The organism is Acidocella facilis ATCC 35904 (genome assembly GCF_000687875.1).
In the GTDB taxonomy this organism is placed as follows: Bacteria; Pseudomonadota; Alphaproteobacteria; order Acetobacterales; family Acetobacteraceae; genus Acidocella; species Acidocella facilis.
Window position 1 is genome coordinate 165,150 of record NZ_JHYG01000006.1, and the last position, 15,589, is coordinate 180,738.

Sequence of the window (15,589 nt, forward strand, 5' to 3'; positions counted from 1 at the left end):
ATGGACCGGAGCGCGTAGGCGGCATGGCGCAGATTGTCATAACCGAATTCATGGATGACGAGGCGGTGCGCGCCTTAGCGGCGCGGGGGCAGGTGCTGTATCGCCCTGACCTGGTCGATCAGCCCGAAGCGCTGGCGGCGGCGTTGGAAGATTGCCAGGCGCTGATTGTGAGAAACCGCACCCAGGTGCGCGGCGCGCTGTTGGCGCAGGCGCCGAAGCTGGAGCTGGTCGGGCGGCTGGGCGTCGGGCTCGATAATATCGATCTTGAGGCCTGCAAGGCGCGCAAGATCGCGGTCTATCCGGCGACGGGGGCGAATGACGATGCCGTCGCCGAATATGTCGCCTGCGCCACGCTGAGCCTGTTGCGGCGCGGCTTTCTGCGCAGTGCCGAGGTGGCGGCCGGGCTGTGGCCGCGTGAGGCGATGATCGGCCGGGAGATTGCCGGCCGGCGCGCGGGCATGGTGGGGTTCGGCGGTACGGCGCGGCAGGCGGCGGCGCGGCTGGCGGCTTTGGGCATGCGCGTCGCCGCTTACGATCCGTTATTGTCGGAGGGGCATGCGGCCTGGGGGACGGCGCAGCGCATGAGCCTGGAGGACTTGCTCGCAAGCTGTGACGTGGTGAGCTTACATGTGCCGCTGACACCGCAGACGCGCCATATGATCGATGCCGGAAAACTCGCTTTGATGCAGAGCCATGCCGTGCTGATCAACGCTGCCCGGGGCGGGGTGGTGGATGAGGCGGCCCTGGTGGCGGGGTTGAAAGCCGGCGCGCTGGGTGGGGCGGCTCTGGATGTGTTCGAGCATGAGCCGCTGGATGGCCCCTATGGCGCCTTGTTCGCCGGCGTGCCGAATCTGATTCTAACGCCGCATATTGCCGGGGTGACGATGGAATCAAATGTCCGTGTCTCCGGCAAGATTGCCGAGATTGTTCTCAACGCTTTGAAGATTGGTTGACGCATGTTGAAACTCTCCATCGCCGAGGCCAAGCAGAAGGCTGAGGCCACGCTGGTGGCGAATGATACCGCGCCGGAAAATGCCGCCTCTGTCGCCAATGCGCTGGTGCTGGCGGAGGCGGACGGGCTGGCCGGGCATGGGCTGATGCGTTTGCCGTTTTACGCGGCGCAGGCGAAATGCGGCAAGATCGACGGCCAGGCCCGCCCGGCGGTGAAGCAGCGCACCGGCAGCGGGGTGAGCCTCGATGCCGCGAACGGCTTTGCCTACCCAGCGATCGACATGGCGATCGACGAGTTACTGGCGCTCACCTTCCGTCAGGGGGTCGCCGCGGCCTCGATCACCCGTTCCAGCCATTGCGGGGCGATGGGGCTGGTGGTTGAGCGTTTGGCCAGTCACGAGCTTGTGGCCTTGATGTTTGCCAATACCCCGGCGGCGATGGCGGTGTGGGGCGGGCGGCGGCCGTTGCTTGGCACCAACCCGATCGCCTGTGCCTTCCCGCGCCCGCGCGGCGCGCCGGTGGTGATCGATCTCTCCCTCTCCAAGGTCGCGCGCGGGCAGATCGTCGCGGCGAAGCAGAAGGGCACGAAAATTCCCAAAGATTGGGCGTTGGATGCGCAGGGGCAGGAAACCGAGGACCCGGCGGCGGCGCTGGCGGGCTCGATGCTGCCTTTGGGCGGGGCCAAGGGCGCGGCCTTGGCGCTGATGGTGGAGGCGCTGGCCGCCGGGCTGACCGGCAGCCATTATGCCTATGAGGCCAGCTCTTTTCTGGACGCGCAAGGCCCGCCGCCGGGCACCGGGCAGCTGCTGATCGCGCTGAACCCGATCAGCTTTGGCGGCAACATCTCACATATGGAGCGGCTTTTTGCCGAGGCGCTGACGGATGGGGTGCGCCTGCCGGGGGCACGCCGCAGCGAAAACCGCCGCCGTGCCGAGGCCGAGGGGCTGCTGGTGCAGGAGGGCTGGTTTCTGGCTTGATTCATAAATTCGATTTATGAGTTTGGCAAAAATAATCTGTTATTCAATACAAGGAAGCTGACCTATCATCGCGTATTGAATCGGCTGCGCCCCTGGCGCGGCGGGCCTTCCTGTTGGGTAGGCCGTTGGGAGTGAGTGGTGTCGAAGCAAGAAACCATCGAGTATTCCGTGCCGGTTGGCGACAGCGTGGCGCAGACGACCTGCTATATGTGCGCCTGCCGCTGCGGCATCAAAGTGCATCTGAAGGACGGCAAGCTTCGTTATATTGAGGGCAATCGGGCGCATCCGGTCAATCGCGGCGTGCTCTGCGCCAAGGGCTCGGCGGGGATCATGAATGTGCTCTCCCCGGCGCGGCTGCGCAAACCGCTGAAGCGTGTAGGCGAGCGCGGGGCGGGCGAGTTCGAGGAGATCGAGTGGGAGGAAGCGCTGTCCATCATCACCGCGCGCCTCGCCAAAATCCGCGCCAATGATCCCAAGCAGTTCGCGTTCTTCACCGGGCGGGATCAGTCGCAATCCCTCACCGGCTATTTCGCGCAGATGTTCGGCACGCTGAATTTCGCGGCCCATGGCGGGTTCTGTACGGTGAACATGGCGGCGGCGGGGCTTTATTCCGTTGGCGGCGCGTTCTGGGAGTTTGGCGAGCCGGATTGGGAGCATGCGAAAATCTTCCTGCTGATCGGCGTCGCCGAGGATCATGATTCCAACCCGATCAAGCTGGGGCTTGGCAGGTTGAAGGAGCGGGGGGCGAAGATCGTCGCCATCAATCCGGTGCGTACCGGCTATGGGGCGATTGCGGATGAGTTCGTCGCCATCACGCCGGGCACGGATGGGCTGTTCGTGCTGGCCTTGGTGCATTGCCTGTTGGAAGAAGGGGCGATCGATACCGAGTTTCTCATCCGCCATACCAATGCGCATTATCTGGTGATCGATGCGCCGGGCACGGCGGAGGATGGGCTGTTCGCGCGTGATGAAAGCGGCGCGCCGCTCTGCCTGGACCGGGCCGATCATCAGATCAAACCAGCTTCGACGCTGGGGGCCGACCCGGCCTTGCTGGGCAGCGTGACATTGCCGGATGGGCGCGCGGCGCGCCCCGCCTTCGCGCTGCTGGCGGCGCGCTATAGCGATGCCGCCTACGCGCCGGAGGCGGTGGCGGCGCGCTGTGGGGTGCCGGCTGCCACCATACGTAGGCTGGCGGCGGAGTTGGCGGAGATTGCCTTCAACCAGCCGGTGACGCTGAATGTGCCCTGGATGGATACCTCCGGCCGCCGGCATGAAACGATGCAGGGCCGGCCGGTCGCGATCCATGCGATGCGCGGCATCTCCGCCCATTCCAACGGGTTTCAGACCTGCCGCGCCATCCATATGCTGCAGATGCTGCTGGGCGCGGTCGATACGCCGGGCTCCTGGCGCTATAAATCGCCCTACCCGAAGCCGATTCCGGCGGGGCCGGCGCCGGGGGGCAAGGCGTTTTTGGAAAACGGCGCGCTGGCCGGGCTGCCTTTGGGATTCCCCGCCGGGCCGCAGGATCTTCTGGTGGATGACAATGGCGAGGCGCTGCGGCTGGACCGGGCGTTTTCCTGGGAGGCGCCGCTGGGCGTGCACGGGATGATGCATATGTCCATCGCCGAGGCGCATAAGCAGGATCGTTATCCGATCGACACGCTGATGGTCTATATGGCCAATGTCGCCTGGAATTCGGCGATGAATCCGGGTGAGGCGATGCGCATGCTCACCGACAAGAACGCCGATGGCAGCTACAGGATTCCATTTTTCATCCTGGCCGATGCGTTCTTCTCCGAAACCGTGCCCTATGCGGACATCGTATTGCCGGACACGACCTATCTTGAGCGCTATGACTGCATCTCGCTGCTGGACCGGCCGATTGGCTCGGCGCATGGGCCGGCGGATGCGATCCGGATTCCAGTGCTCAAGCCCGACCGCGATGTGCGCCCCTTCCAGGATGTGCTGATCGACATTGCAGGGCGGCTGAAATTGCCGAATTTCACGGATGAAGACGGCGCGCCGCTTTATGCATCGTACGCTGACTACATGGTGAGGCATCAGCGCAAGCCCGGTATCGGCCCGCTGGCCGGATTCCGCGGCGCGGATGGGCAGGCCATCGGCAAGGGCGAGGTGAATGGCGACCAGCTCAAGCGCTATATCGAGAATGGCAGCTTCTGGCGGCATCATTTGCCCGATGAGCAGCTTTACTTCAAACATTCCAACCAGGCCTATCTCAGCACCGCCAAGGCGATGGGGCTGATCGACAAGGACGAACCGATCACGCTGCATCTCTACTGCGAAATCCTGCAGACATTCCGTCTGGCCGCACAGGGGCACGGGGCGCATCAGCCCCCTGAGCGGCTGCGCGCCCGGCTGGAGGCGGTGATGGACCCGTTGCCGATCTGGTATGAGCCGATTGAGGCGACGATGGTGAACCGGCAAGAGTACCCGCTGCACGCGCTCACCCAGCGGCCGATGGCGATGTACCATTCCTGGGGTTCGCAAAATGCCTGGCTGCGGCAGATCATGTCTGAAAACCGGCTCTATATGAACCGGGAGACCGCCGGGGCGCTGGGGATCGCGGATGAGGACTGGGTGGTGGTGGAAAGCCGCAACGGCGCGCTCACCTGCCAGGCGCGGCTGATGGAGGGGCTGAACCCGAACTCTGTGTGGACCTGGAATGCGATCGGCAAGCGCTCCGGCGCCTGGACGCTGGATCAGAAAGCCCCTGAATCCGAGAGGGGATTTCTGCTCAACCATCTGATTTCGGAATATCTGCCGGCGGACGAAAGCGGGCATCGCGCCTCCAACTCGGACCCGGTCACCGGCCAGGCAGCCTGGTTTGATCTCACCGTGCGGGTGCGCAAGGCCAGCGCCGCCGAGGCAGGGCAGACCGCGCCGCATCCCGGCACAGTGCACGCCCCTTTTGCCGTACATAACCCCGAAAATCTGCGCTACGGCGCCAAGATGGAGGCCGCCGAATGACCAGCCTACCCACCCCAGATCCGGGGGCGAAGAAACTCGGCCTGGTCATCGATCTTGATACCTGTGTCGGCTGCCATGCCTGCGCGGTGAACTGCAAGGAATGGAACACCGGCGGCCATGCCGCGCCGCTGCCCGATTACGACCCCTACGGCAAGGAGCCCGATGGCGTCTGGTTCAATCGCATCCATTCCTACGAGGCGGGGTGTGGCGAGGCCAGCCGCACGGTGAATTTTCCGCGCTCCTGCCTGCATTGCGAAAACCCGCAATGCGTTACCGTCTGCCCCACCGGTGCCTCCTATAAGCGGGTGGAAGATGGCATCGTGCTCGTGGATATGGATAAATGCATCGGCTGCAAGCTGTGCTCCTGGGCCTGCCCCTACGGGGCGCGGGAGTTTGATGAGCTGGCCGGGGTGATGAAGAAATGCACGCTCTGCATCGACCGCATCTATAACGAGACCTTGCCCGCGGAAGAGCGCGAGCCGGCCTGTGTCGCCACCTGCCCCTCGCGGGCCCGGCATTTTGGCGATTTCAATGACCCGGAGAGCAAGGTTTCCAAGCTGGTGGCGCAGCGCGGCGGCGTCGAGCTGATGCCGGAGCTGGGCTATAAGCCGGTGAACAGATATCTGCCGCCGCGCCAGGCGCAGATCCAAACCGCGCCGCGCGAGCGCGCCGCCGAGGGCGGCAACAAGCTGTTGCGGCTGCTGGACAAGGTGCTCTCCCGATGAAGCCTGCCGCTTCGGTTCTGCTGCTCACCACCTTGACCGGCTTTGGCTATGGGCTGCTGGCCTGGCTGGCCTTGTTCGCGCTGCTCGGGCTGTTGCCGGCCTCGCGCTGGTTCATGCCGGTGGGGGTGGTGGTGGCGCTCGGCTTCGCGGCTTCGGGGCTCATCGCCTCCATGCTGCATCTCGGGCGGCCGGAGCGGGCCTGGCGGGCCTTCAGCCAATGGCGCTCCTCCTGGCTGTCGCGCGAAGGGGTGGCCTCGCTCGCCAGCTTTCCGCCGGCTTTGGGTTTTGCCGCCTTGTGGTGGGGGATGGGGCCGGCGCCGGTGACGGTGATTGTCGGCCTCGTCGCCGGGGCGCTGGGGCTGGTCACGGTCTATTGCACGGCGATGATCTATGCCAGCCTGAAGCCGATCCGGCAGTGGAACAACAAGCATACCGCGCCGAACTATATGCTGCTGGCCTTGTTCTCCGGCGCCATGCTGATGGCGCTGCTGCTGGCCTGCTGGACTGGGCAGGCCGGGTTGGCCGGGCTGCTGGTGCTGCTGGCCGGGCTGCTCGCGGCGGCGGCCAAGCTGGCCTATTGGCGCTTCATCGACACCCAGAAACCGCTGGCCACGCTGGCCAGCGCCACCGGGCTGACCCGATATGGCGAGGTGCGGCCGCTGGATGCGCCGCATTTCACCGAAAACTACGTGCTGCGTGAGATGGGTTATCAGATCGCCCGCAAACATGCCGCCAGGCTGCGCCGCATCACAATCGCCACCGCCTTCCTGCTGCCTTCCTTGCTGGCGCTGCTGGCCGGGCTGGGGCTGGTGCCGGCCCTGCTCATCATCCTCGCCACGCTGCTGACGGCCATGGGGCTGTTCATAGAGCGCTGGCTGTTCTTTGCCGAAGCCACCCATGTCGCAACCCTCTATTACGGACGTTAAGACCGCGCATTTTCCCAGGCTGGACGCTGCCTGGCAGCGTGTGCGGCTGCTGGTGCGGGTGGATGAATTATGGCTGGCGGGGTTCGCGGCGCTGGTCGGCGGGCTGGCCGGGGCCGGGGTGGCGGCGATGAACGGCGTCACCCATGCGCTGCATCGCCTGCTGTTCAACCTGCCGGCGGGGCAGGGGCTGTCCGACGCGCCCTATGTGGAGACGGCGCGGCTGCTGGCGGTGCCGGTGCTCGGCGGGCTGGTGCTGGGGCTTGGCGCCTGGCTGGTGGCGAAATTCCGCCCGAAAGGCATCATCGATCCGGTAGAGGCGAATGCGCTCTATGGCGGGCGGATGTCGCTGCGCGATAGCGTCATCGTCGCGGTGCAGACGGTCTGGTCCAACGGCATTGGCGGCTCGGTGGGGCTGGAGGCGGGCTATGCGCAGCTGGGCGCTGGCCTTGCCTCCTGGGGCGGGGCGAAGCTGCGGCTGCGGCGCTCGGATTTGCGGCTGCTGGTGGGGTGCGGGGCGGCGGCGGCGATCGGCGGGGCGTTCAGCGCGCCGCTTTGCGGGGTGTTTTACGGGGTGGAGCTGATCCTGGCGAATTATTCGCTGGCAACACTGCCGTTCATCATCATCGCGGCGCTGGCCGGCACGCTGGTGACCGGGCAGCTGCATGCCGGCTCAGCCCCGCTGAATGTGGCGCTGCCGCAAATGCTGCCGCTCTCCGCCTACCCGATGGCGATTCTGGTCGGGATTTCCGCCGGGATGGTGGCGATTGCGATCATGCGCGGGGTGACGGCGATCGAGGCCGGGTTCCGGCGCTCGAAAATGCCGGTCTGGCTGCGCCCGGTGGTGGGCGGGCTGCTGCTCGGGCCGCTGGGCTTGGTCTCGCCGGCGACGCTGAGTTCCGGCCATGCGGCGCTGCATGCGCAGATCGGGCTGTCGCTGCCGCTGCTGACGGCTCTGGTGCTGTTTCTGGGCAAGGCGGTGGCGTCGTCGATTTCCATCGGCGCCGGGTTTCGCGGCGGCTTGTTCTTCGCCTCGCTGTTTCTGGGCTCGCTGTTCGGGAAGTTGTTTGCCGATGTGGCGCTGGTGGTGCCCGGGCTGGCGGCGATGCCGGTGGGGTTCTACGCGGTGGTGGGGATGAGCGCGATGGCGGTGGCCATCGTCGGCGGGCCGATGACGATGACCTTCCTGGCGCTGGAGAGCACCGGGCAGTTTTCCATCACCATCTGCGTGCTGGCGGCGGCGATCGCGGCCTCGATCACGGTCAAGCGTGTGTTCGGCTATTCCTTCTCGACCTGGCGGTTCCATCTGCGCGGCACGCCGATCCGCAGCGGCGCGGATATTGGCTGGATCGCCAGCCTCACGGTGGGCCGGCTGATGCGCAGCGGCGATGTGCGGATGGTGCATGAGGCGGAGCCGGAGGTGCTGCGCCGGGAGGCCGCCCCCGGCGAGGTGAAGCGGCTGGTGGTGTTGGATGCGCAAGGCAAATATAGCGGCATCGTGCTGCCGGCGGAGCTGCATGCGGCCAATCTGGACGGGGCGGGGCTGGAGGGGTTTCTGCATCACCGCGATGCGTATCTGCTGCCGGGGATGAGCGTGAAGGAGGCGCTGGCGCTGTTTGAGCGCGCGCAGGCGGATGCGCTGGTGGTGCTGGAGAATGCGGCGAGCCGCAAGGTCATCGGCGTGCTCTCGGAGCAATATGCGCTGCGCCGCTATAGCGAGGAGCTGGAACGGCGCCGGAAAGAGCTGGCCGGGGTTTAGGGGGCGTCGGCCTCAGGTGATCTCCGCCGCGTAACGGTAGGCGCTGGTTTTGCAGCGGCTGACGCGCAGCTCCACCTTCTTGCCGTTGAGGTCCGAGGCGATGCGGGTGATTTCCAGCAGCGGTGTGCCCTCCGGCACCTGCAGATGCGCCGCATCCTGCGCGTCGGCCGCCACCGCCGCCAATGTTTCATCCGCGCGGGTGATGGTGATGCCGAAATGCTGCTGGTAGATCACATACATTTCCTCCGGCATTTCCTGGTTCAGGATCACCGAGAGCCCCGGCATCAACGCCGCCGGCACCATGATGGTTTCGAAAATCGCCGCATCCTCCTCGAAGGAGCGCACACGGGTGATGCTGTGCAGGGCGGCGCCGGGTTTCAGCCCCAGCGCCTGCGTCTGGGCGCGCGTCGCCTTGGCGCTTTTCTGCGCGAAGGCGCGGCTGGCCGGGGTGAGGCGGGTGCCGTCGAGATCGACGATGCGGAAGAACTGGAACAAGGCCTGCTGGGCGGTGTGCCGGGCCACATAGGTGCCGTGGCCCTGGCGGCGGACGATCAGCTTGTTCGCTTCCAGCGCCATCAGCGCCTTGCGCACCGTGCCCTGGCTGACCTTGAATTCGGCGGCGAGCTGGAACTCGTTGGGCAGCAGCGCGCCGGGCTGCCATTGGCCGGAGCCGATGCGCTCGGTCATCAGCGCGTAGACCTGCGCGTAGAGCGGCTGGAAGGAGGTGCTTTGTTCGGCCTTCGCCGGGAGTGTCGCCATGGGGTCCGTCAAGATGAGGTCAGGGGCGCAGGATAAAGCTATATGTATAAAGATACAATTATTCCGGCGGCGCAGGGCCGGTGCGCGCTGGCGGCGGCGCGCCAAAGGCTTGACAGGCTGAGTCTTATATAAGATAGAAGAATTACCAAAAAAGAGGAAACAGGCTGATGAGCATACCGCAGTTACTGGTTCACAATCCGGAGGATAATGTCGGCGTTGTGGTGGTGGAGGATCTGAAGGCCGGCACGGATATGCTGTGCGTGGTGACGCTGGATAATTCCTCCTTTCGTCTGACCGCGATCGACGATGTGCCGATCGGGCACAAGGTGGCGCTGAAGGATCTCAGCGCCGGCGATACCGCGATCAAATATGGCGAGGATATCGGCAAGATGATCGGTCCGGCCAAGAAGGGCGGGCATGTGCATACGCAGAATCTGAAGACCAAGCGCTGGTAAGGAATATTGTGATGAGCGAAATGAAACTGACCGGCTGGCGCCGTGAGAATGGCCGCGTGGGCGTGCGCAACCATGTCGTGATCCTGCCGCTGGATGATCTCTCCAACGCCGTCTGCGAAGCGGTGGCGAACAACATCAAAGGCACGCTGGCGATTCCGCACGCTTATGGGCGTTTGCAGTTTGGCGAGGATCTGGCCGTGCATTTCCGCACGCTGATCGGCACCGGCAGCAACCCGAATGTCGCCGCGGTGATCGTGGTCGGCATCGAGCCGTCCTGGACCAAGGTGGTGGTCGATGGCATCGCCAAGACCGGCAAGCCGGTGGAAGGCTACTGGATCGAGCAGCATGGCGATATCAACACCATCGCCGCCGTCTCCCGCAAGGCCAAGGAATTCGTGCAATGGGCCTCGGAATTGCAGCGCGAGCCGGTGGAGGTGAAGGATCTGTGGGTCTCCACCAAATGCGGCGAGAGCGACACCACCACGGGCCTCGCCTCCTGCCCGACCGTCGGCAACATGTATGACAAGCTGATCCCGCAAGGGATTTACGGCGTGTTCGGCGAAACCTCGGAGATCACCGGGGCGGAGCATCTGGCGCGCAAGCGGGCCATCTCCCCGGAGATCGAGGAGAAATGGTACAAGATGTGGAAGGCCTACCAGGAGGAGGTGATCGAGGCGCACAAGACCGACGATCTCTCCGACAGCCAGCCGACCAAGGGCAATATTCTCGGCGGCCTCACCACCATCGAGGAAAAGGCGCTCGGCAATCTGGAAAAGATCGGCCATGAGTGCAAATTCATCGACGCGCTGCAGCCGGCGGAAGCCCCGGCGAAAGGGCCGGGGCTGTATTATATGGACACCTCCTCGGCGGCGGCGGAATGCATCACGCTGATGGCGGCGGGTGGTTACGTGATCCATACCTTCCCGACCGGGCAGGGCAATGTGATCGGCAATCCCATCGTGCCTGTCATCAAGATTACCGGCAATCCGCGCACGGTGCGCACCATGTCCGAGCATGTGGATCTCGATGTGTCGGGGATTCTGCGCCGGGAGATGACCATCGACCAGGCGGGCGATGCGTTGATCGGGATGATCGGGCGGGTGGCGAATGGGCGGCTGACGGCGGCCGAGGCGCTGGGCCACCGCGAATTCGTGATGACCAAGCTCTACCGCTCCGCGTAATCACGCGCATGCGGTGCAGGCGGCGAGGCTCCCTCCAGGGCCCGCCGCCTTTTTTATGTCCGGTGAAAAAAATTGACGCGGCGGGCGAATATGATAATTGATGCATATGCATCATACCGACGAGCTGATCCTCGACCCGATCTGCGCCTGCACCGCTTTGCGCAAGGCCTCGCGCGCCGTCACCCGGCTTTATGACGAGGCGCTGGCGGGGAGCTTCATGTCCATCGTGCAGTTTTCCGTGCTGCGCCATATCGCCCGCGAGGGGCAGCCGGAGCTGATGCGGCTGGCGGAAAAGCTGGTGATGGACCGCACCACGCTGTACCGCGCGCTGAAACCGCTGGAGCAGCGCGGCTGGGTGGCGCTGAGCGATGCTGCCGGCCGGGCCAAGCATGTGGCGCTGACGCCGGCGGGGGAGGCGGCGTTGCGGGCCGCGACGGACGCCTGGCGCGGGGCGCAGGCGCGGCTGCTGGGCAGCTATGGCGCGGCGGAGTGGGCGCGGATGCAGGCCGGGCTGGCCCGGCTGGTGGCGCTGAGCGGGGGGCTGAGCGCATGAGCCGGTTGCTGCATCGCGCCGGGCTGCTTTCGGCGAAGGCGCATATTTTCGCGGTGGTGGCCGTGACCTTCCTGTCACTGCTGGTCTCAGCCGGGGTGCGGGCGACGCCGGGTGTTTTGCTGCTGCCTTTGCAACTGCAATTTGGCTGGGACCGGGCGACGATTTCGCTGGGTGCGGCCATCGGAATTTTCCTGTACGGGCTGGTCGGGCCGTTCGCGGCGGCGTTGATGCAGAGTTTCGGCATCAGGCGCACCATGCTGGGCGGGCTGGGGCTGATGGCGGCGGCGACGTTCGCCAGCCTGTGGATGCGCACCCCGCTGGAATATATTCTCTCCTGGGGCGTGTTTTCAGGGATCGGCACTGGGGCGGTGGCCTCGGTGCTGGGGGCGGCGGTGGTGAACCGGTGGTTCGCGACCCGCCAGGGGCTGGTGATGGGGCTGTTGAGTGCCAGCACCGCCACCGGGGCGCTGGTGTTCCTGCCCTTCCTGGCCTGGCTTTCGGCGCAATATACCTGGCGGCCGGTGGTGCTGACGGTGAGCCTGGCCTGCCTGGTGCTGGTGCCGATCGTGGCTTTGGTGCTGCCGGAGCATCCGGGCGATATCGGCACCCAGCGTTTTGGCGAAATTGACGGCACCGCGCCGGCGAAGCCCGCGCGGCGGCGCACGGTGGGGCTGGCCTTCAGCGTGCTGGCGATGGCGGCGAAGCGGCCGATTTTCTGGCTGCTGTTCGGCACCTTCTTCGTCTGCGGGCTGACCACCAACGGGCTGATCGGCACGCATATGATCGCGTTTTGCGGCGACCATGGGGTGGCGCCGGTGGCGGCGGCGGGCTTGCTGTCGATGATGGGGGTGTTCGATCTGATCGGCACCACCGCCTCGGGCTGGCTGACCGACCGGCATGACAGCCGGGCGCTGCTGATCGTCTATTACGGGCTGCGCGGGCTCTCGCTGATGGCGCTGCCGTTTCTGTCCTTCGATACGGTCAATCTCACCATTTTCGCGGTGTTTTACGGGCTGGACTGGATCGCCACGGTGCCGCCGACGGCGAAGCTTTGCAACCAGGCCTTTGGCGAGCAGGATGCGCCGATCGTGTTCGGCTGGGTGCTGGCCGGGCATCAGCTGGGGGCAGCGACGGCGGCGTTCGGCGCCGGGCTGATCCGCCAGCAGACCGGCAGCTACACGCCGGCCTTCGTCGCCGCCGGGGCGATGGGGGTGGTGGCGGCTCTGGTGTTGCTGGCCTCGCTGCGGGCGAGCCGGCGGATGGCGCTGGCCTGATGCGCTTTGCCGTGCTGGTGCTGGCGGCCGGGGCGTCGCGGCGGATGGGGGCGGAAAATAAGCTGCTGCTGGCGCTGGCTTCAGGACAGAGCATTTTGCGCACGGTGCTGGAGCGCGCGGTGGCGGCGCAGATTGGGCCGGTGCTGCTGGTGACCGGGCATGAGGCGGCGCGGGTGGCGGGTGAGGCCGATGGCTTGCCGGTGAAATGCGTGCATGCGGCTGAGCATGAGGAGGGCATGGCGGCGAGTCTGCGGGCCGGGATTGCGGCGGTGCCGGAGGATTGTGCCGGGGCGGTGGTTTGTCTGGGCGACATGCCCTTTGTGCCGAGTGCGGTGCTGCGGGAGCTGGCGGGGGCGTTCGCGTCGCCGTTGGATATTGTGCAGCCGGTGTTTGAAGGGCGGCCAGGCAATCCGGTGCTGTGGGGCAGGGCGCATTTTGGCGCGATGATGGGGCTGCACGGCGACCAAGGGGCGAAACGCCTGCTGGCGCAGCCTGAAAGATTGCAGCGGATTACGGTAACTGCGCCCGGCGTGCTGCAGGATGTCGATACGCCTGAGGCCTACGCGGCAATCCTCGGACAATAAGTCGCAAAAGTTTTTGGGGTGAAGCCCTTTTTCAAAAAGGGCTTCAAAAAGTTCGGGGCCTTGGCACTGCCTGTGCCAAAGCCCCGAGCGTTGGTGCAGCTTTTTTGAAAAAAAGCTGCACCAAAAAACTTTTTTAGCTCGCCAGCAGCGCGGCGCGTTCTTCCTCGGTCAGCTTCACCAGAGGCGGGCGCATATTCAGCCAGCCCTGGTCGCCATGGCGCTCGGCGACGAGCGCCTTCAGCGAGGCCATCTGCGCGTAGGTGGAGGCGCGGTTGCGGCCGGCGACGACGCGGGCCTGCGCGGCCTCGACCTGATCCTTGCGGCTGGGATCGTTGAAATGCTTGTAGACGAAAGCCAGATCCGCGCCGACCAGGTTGGTGGTGGCGGTGATCGCCCCCGCGCCGCCCTGCTGCAGCAGCGGGAGCATCAGCGGGTCGGCGCCGGCGAGCACGGAGAAATCCGGGAAGCGCTCGACCATGGCCAGCATGTTTTTGATGTCGCCGGCGGAATCCTTGATGCCGACGAAGGTGCCCGGATAGCGCGTCATCAACCGCTCGATCACGTCATGCGGGATGGGCACGGTGGAGAATTGCGGGATGTGGTAGAGCACGATGCCAAGGCGGGAATCGCCAACGCGCTCTGCGACCTCGGCATAAGAGGCGAACAGCCCCTCATCGGTGACGTTCTTGTAGTAGAAAGGCGGCAGCATCACGACATTGGTGACGCCGACGGAGAGGGCGTGGCGGGTGAGCGCCACCGTCTCGGTGAGGGCGGTGACACCGGTGCCCGGCAGCAGCTTTTCCGGCGCGATGCCGGCCTTCAGTGCGGCTTCCAGCAGGCCCTGGCGCTCGGCGGTGGAGAAGGAGTTGGCTTCGCCGGTGGTGCCGAGCAGCGCAATGCCGGTCAGCCCGTCATTCAGCAGCGCCTGGCAATGCTTGGTGAAGGCCGCATGGTTGGGGCTCAGATCGTCATGGACGGGGGTCAGCGCCGCGCAGAATACGCCGCGCGGTTTGGTTGGGGTGGCCATTGTGGGTATCATCTCCCTTGAGGTCAGAAGGCAGTGCGATAGAGGCTGAGGATATCGGCGACACTCATATCGCGGGGGTTGTTGTCCAGCAGGCGGCGGATGGCGTGGGCTTCCTGCGCCATCGCCGCCAGATCATCCTCCGGCACGCGGTTGGCGGAGAGGCGCATATCCATGCCGAGCTTCGCGCACCATTCCCTGGTGCTCTGGCGGATCGTCTCCGGGTCGGTGCTGGCGGGCAGGCCGAGGGCCTCCAGCACGGCGTTGGTCTTGTCCGGGCAGGCGGGGGCGTTGAAGGCCAGCGTATGCGGGAAGATCAGCGCGCAGGCCAGGCCATGCGGCAGATTATGGCGGCTGCCCAGCGGGTAGGCGACGGCATGGCCCGCGGTGGTGTTCACCGGGCCAAGGCAGAAACCGCCATAGAGCGAGGCCAGAGCCAGGCCGGCGCGGGCCTCTTTGTCCGACCCATCGGCGACGGCGCGGGGCAGATAGCGGCCGACCAGCTGGGCGCCGGTGAGCGCATAGGTGTCGATCAGCGGGTGCGCCTTGCGGCTGGTATAGGCTTCCACGCAATGGGCCAGCGCATCGACGCCGGTGGCGGCGGTGATGGCGGCGGGCACGCTCATCGTCAGCTCGGGATCGATGATGGCGAGGTCGGCCAGCATGTTGGCACTCTGCACCGCCAGCTTGTTGCGGGTGGCCGGGTCCGTCACCAGCGCGCGGATGCCGGCCTCGCTGCCGGTGCCCGACGTGGTGCTGATCTGCGCGAGCTTCACCTTGCGGGCGGGGGCTTTGTCCGGGCCGACGACATCATGGAGGCTCTGGCCGCTGCCGGGCAGCACCGCGACCAGCTTGGCCAGATCCATGGCGCTGCCGCCGCCGAAGCCGATGACGAAATCCGGCTTGAAGTCTTCCGCCAGCTTCAGCGCGGCGTTGAGGTTGGGCACGTCCGGCTCGGGCTTCACCTCGCCAAACACCGCGATCTCGCCTTCCAGGCCGAGCAGATTGATGCGGGTAGCATTGAAGGCATCAGCCACCACCAAAGTGCGGGTGAGGCCGTGCCGGGCCGCGAAGCGCGCCAGCCGCGCCAGGGCGCCGGCGCCGAAGGCGATTTCGGCGGGCTGCAGCAGCTCGATCGGTGCGTGCAGCGCGACAGGTTGAAGCTTCATCTCAAACAATCCCTTTGCGGTGGCAAGCGCGCCCCAGGCTCTGCCTGGTGGGCCGGGCCGTCAATCCCTGGAGGGCAAAGCTGGACGTCACTTGTTGTAAATTTGTTCATTCCCTAGCGGCGGGTTCAGGCAGCGTCAAGTCTGGGTGGTGGGGCGGAGAGGGTCGGCTTGCTTTGGATTTAGCTTGTTCGCATCGCGATGCAGGCTTGACGATTCTTTCGGCGGCCATTATGGGGCAAGTTACAAATTTACAACAAGTCTTGCGCT

Annotated in this window: 14 protein-coding genes; 11 read left to right on the forward strand and 3 right to left on the reverse strand. The window is 65.6% G+C overall.

Translation table 11 applies throughout. The features are described from left to right. Positions 1–23 precede the first annotated feature (23 nt). The 6 genes from T331_RS0109760 to T331_RS0109785 all read left to right on the forward strand — a co-directional run bounded on the left by T331_RS0109760 (position 24) and on the right by T331_RS0109785 (position 8,323). On the forward strand, positions 24–953 hold the full coding sequence (locus T331_RS0109760; RefSeq protein WP_026439882.1) for a hydroxyacid dehydrogenase: 930 nt from the start codon (positions 24–26) through the stop codon (positions 951–953). Positions 954–956: 3 nt separating this feature from the next. Next, positions 957–1,928: an Ldh family oxidoreductase gene (locus T331_RS0109765; protein ID WP_026439883.1), complete on the forward strand. Its 972-nt coding sequence runs from the start codon at positions 957–959 to the stop codon at positions 1,926–1,928. A gap of 138 nt (positions 1,929–2,066) precedes the next feature. Beyond that, on the forward strand, positions 2,067–4,916 hold the full coding sequence (locus tag T331_RS17995; RefSeq protein ID WP_051622298.1) for a molybdopterin oxidoreductase family protein: 2,850 nt from the start codon (positions 2,067–2,069) through the stop codon (positions 4,914–4,916). Beyond that, on the forward strand, positions 4,913–5,641 hold the full coding sequence (locus T331_RS0109775) for a 4Fe-4S dicluster domain-containing protein (RefSeq protein ID WP_026439884.1): 729 nt from the start codon (positions 4,913–4,915) through the stop codon (positions 5,639–5,641). The genes T331_RS17995 and T331_RS0109775 overlap by 4 nt, the downstream gene beginning before the upstream one ends. Beyond that, entirely contained in the window at positions 5,638–6,567 is a 930-nt protein-coding gene (locus tag T331_RS0109780; RefSeq protein WP_026439885.1) for a dimethyl sulfoxide reductase anchor subunit family protein, read from the forward strand. Before T331_RS0109775 ends, T331_RS0109780 begins: the two co-directional genes overlap by 4 nt. Further along, positions 6,539–8,323, forward strand: a complete 1,785-nt coding sequence (locus T331_RS0109785) for a chloride channel protein (RefSeq protein ID WP_026439886.1) — start codon at positions 6,539–6,541, stop codon at positions 8,321–8,323. Before T331_RS0109780 ends, T331_RS0109785 begins: the two co-directional genes overlap by 29 nt. A gap of 12 nt (positions 8,324–8,335) precedes the next feature. On the opposite strand, the gene T331_RS0109790 is transcribed toward T331_RS0109785, so the two are convergent. Beyond that, positions 8,336–9,082: a GntR family transcriptional regulator gene (locus tag T331_RS0109790; protein WP_026439887.1), complete on the reverse strand. Its 747-nt coding sequence runs from the start codon at positions 9,080–9,082 to the stop codon at positions 8,336–8,338. Positions 9,083–9,249: 167 nt separating this feature from the next. Between T331_RS0109790 and T331_RS0109795 the strand changes: the two genes are divergently transcribed. The 5 genes from T331_RS0109795 to T331_RS0109815 all read left to right on the forward strand — a co-directional run bounded on the left by T331_RS0109795 (position 9,250) and on the right by T331_RS0109815 (position 13,129). Continuing rightward, on the forward strand, positions 9,250–9,537 hold the full coding sequence (locus tag T331_RS0109795) for a UxaA family hydrolase (RefSeq protein WP_008495517.1): 288 nt from the start codon (positions 9,250–9,252) through the stop codon (positions 9,535–9,537). 11 nt (positions 9,538–9,548) lie between these two features. Further along, positions 9,549–10,718 carry a UxaA family hydrolase gene (locus T331_RS0109800; protein ID WP_008495518.1) on the forward strand — a complete coding sequence of 390 codons (1,170 nt, stop codon included), beginning with the start codon at positions 9,549–9,551 and terminating at the stop codon, positions 10,716–10,718. 106 nt (positions 10,719–10,824) lie between these two features. Further along, entirely contained in the window at positions 10,825–11,271 is a 447-nt protein-coding gene (locus T331_RS18000) for a MarR family winged helix-turn-helix transcriptional regulator (RefSeq protein ID WP_211248706.1), read from the forward strand. Next, complete coding sequence (locus tag T331_RS0109810; RefSeq protein WP_026439888.1) at positions 11,268–12,545, forward strand: MFS transporter; 1,278 nt, start codon at positions 11,268–11,270, stop codon at positions 12,543–12,545. Before T331_RS18000 ends, T331_RS0109810 begins: the two co-directional genes overlap by 4 nt. After that, positions 12,545–13,129: a nucleotidyltransferase family protein gene (locus T331_RS0109815; RefSeq protein WP_026439889.1), complete on the forward strand. Its 585-nt coding sequence runs from the start codon at positions 12,545–12,547 to the stop codon at positions 13,127–13,129. Before T331_RS0109810 ends, T331_RS0109815 begins: the two co-directional genes overlap by 1 nt. 133 nt (positions 13,130–13,262) lie before the next feature. Here T331_RS0109815 and T331_RS0109820 read toward each other — a convergent pair whose 3' ends face one another. Together T331_RS0109820 and T331_RS0109825 are read right to left on the reverse strand one after the other, a co-directional pair. Then, positions 13,263–14,156, reverse strand: a complete 894-nt coding sequence (locus T331_RS0109820; protein ID WP_026439890.1) for a dihydrodipicolinate synthase family protein — start codon at positions 14,154–14,156, stop codon at positions 13,263–13,265. Positions 14,157–14,179: 23 nt separating this feature from the next. Next, complete coding sequence (locus T331_RS0109825) at positions 14,180–15,322, reverse strand: iron-containing alcohol dehydrogenase (RefSeq protein ID WP_026439891.1); 1,143 nt, start codon at positions 15,320–15,322, stop codon at positions 14,180–14,182. Between the last annotated feature and the right edge of the window lie 267 nt (positions 15,323–15,589).